At 50.7% G+C, this 1,604-nt stretch carries 1 protein-coding gene; it reads left to right on the top strand.

All coding sequences use genetic code 11. The annotated features are described in order from the left end of the window. Positions 1-1,412: endonuclease MutS2 (locus VB081_RS06645; protein ID WP_323400047.1), on the top strand; the 1,412-nt coding region annotated here is incomplete at its 5' end. Positions 1,413-1,604 lie beyond the last annotated feature (192 nt).

Genomic DNA, 1,604 nt, shown 5'->3' with positions numbered 1-1,604 from the left:
TGCCAATTGACATCGGGTGCGGGGATAAATACAGGATACTTGTTATCACAGGTCCAAACACCGGCGGAAAAACTGTAGCACTGAAGACTGCAGGCGTATGTGTGATCCTTGGCTGGATGGGATTTCCGATCCCTGCTGCCGAAGGGTCTGTGCTTGGAATAATTGATGAGCTCTTCGCCGATATCGGAGATGAACAGAGTATTGAACAGAGCCTTTCCACCTTCAGCGCGCATGTCAAACATGTAACTGAGATACTTGGCGGGGCAGGTCCGAACTCACTGGTGTTGCTTGACGAACTTGGAGCAGGAACAGACCCCGAAGAGGGGGCTGCGCTGGGCATAGCGATCCTTGACTGGCTTAGGGAGAAAAAGACCCTTGTGCTGGCAACCACGCACCACAATCCGATCAAGAGGTTTGCCCTTGCAACTGCTTCTATCGAGACGGCAAGCGTTGAATTCGATATCGCCACTCTATCTCCGACCTACAAGATACTCACAGGTATCCCCGGAAGGAGCAACGCACTTCTGATAGCGGGCAAGCTCGGCATGCCCCGCGAAGTCATAAAAAGGGCGGAGCAGGCTATCAGCGGCAAGGAGATCTCCATGGAAGACCTGATAGCCGAACTCCACGGTAAGCGCGCAAAACTCGAAAGAGAGAGCATAGAGGTAGAAAACTCACTCAAAAAACTTGAAAAGCTTAAAAAAGACTATGAAGAAAAGGTCAAAGAGATAGAAGAAAAACGCGACACTCTCATAGCCAAAGCCGACAAGAAAGCTCTCAGCATAGTTAAAAACGCGGAAGATTCTGCAAGGGCACTTATTAAAAACCTCGAATCGGCCGATGCAGAGTCGACCGCAAGACGCGAACTGGAGAAGAAGAGAAGCCACTTCCACAAGATAGAAAAATCCGCTGATCAGAGGGAAGAGAAAAAGATAACCGAACAGTCTGTAGCATCAACAAAAGAGACCCTTAAAGAGGGTGACATAGTAAGAATAATCGGGACCAAGGGTGTGGCAACAGTTCTCGAGGTAAAAGGCAAAAAAATCCTTGTACAGGCGGGAGCAGCCCAGGTGGAAGTTCCTTTCACAAAGCTGAGCCTTGTTCCTCAGAAAGATATCCCCAAAGCGCCCCCGTCCGTGCAGGTCAAGGTCTCCCGCCCAACGGGAGTCCCCAGCGAGATAATGGTCCGTGGCATGACCATAGATGAAGCGATACCAATGGTCGAACAGTACCTCGACCAGGCCTACAGGGCAGGTTACGACTCCGTAACAGTCATCCACGGCCGCGGCGAAGGGATATTAAGGAGAGAGGTACAGGAACTCTGTAAAAGGACTCCCTACATCATAGAGCATAACCTCGGAGGTCCTCACGACGGTGGGTATGGGGTTACCATCGTCCGCTTTCGCAAATAGTGCAATTGGGGCATATCGGAGCGCTAGCTTAGCAACATTTGCGGTCCTGCGCTTCGACGTATGACCAATACGCCTTCGCTTGAACCACTGCATGTTGCGTCGCTATCATCTCCGATCTGCCCCAATTGCAGCAATTGAGATTTATAGCGGCGCTGACTTAGCAACATGCGATGCTCCTTCACCTCAACGTAT

The sequence above is a fragment of the Christensenella sp. genome (assembly GCF_034927525.1).
Taxonomy (GTDB): domain Bacteria; phylum Bacillota; class Clostridia; order Christensenellales; family Christensenellaceae; genus Christensenella.
This window is presented reverse-complemented; position numbering and strand designations above follow the sequence as displayed.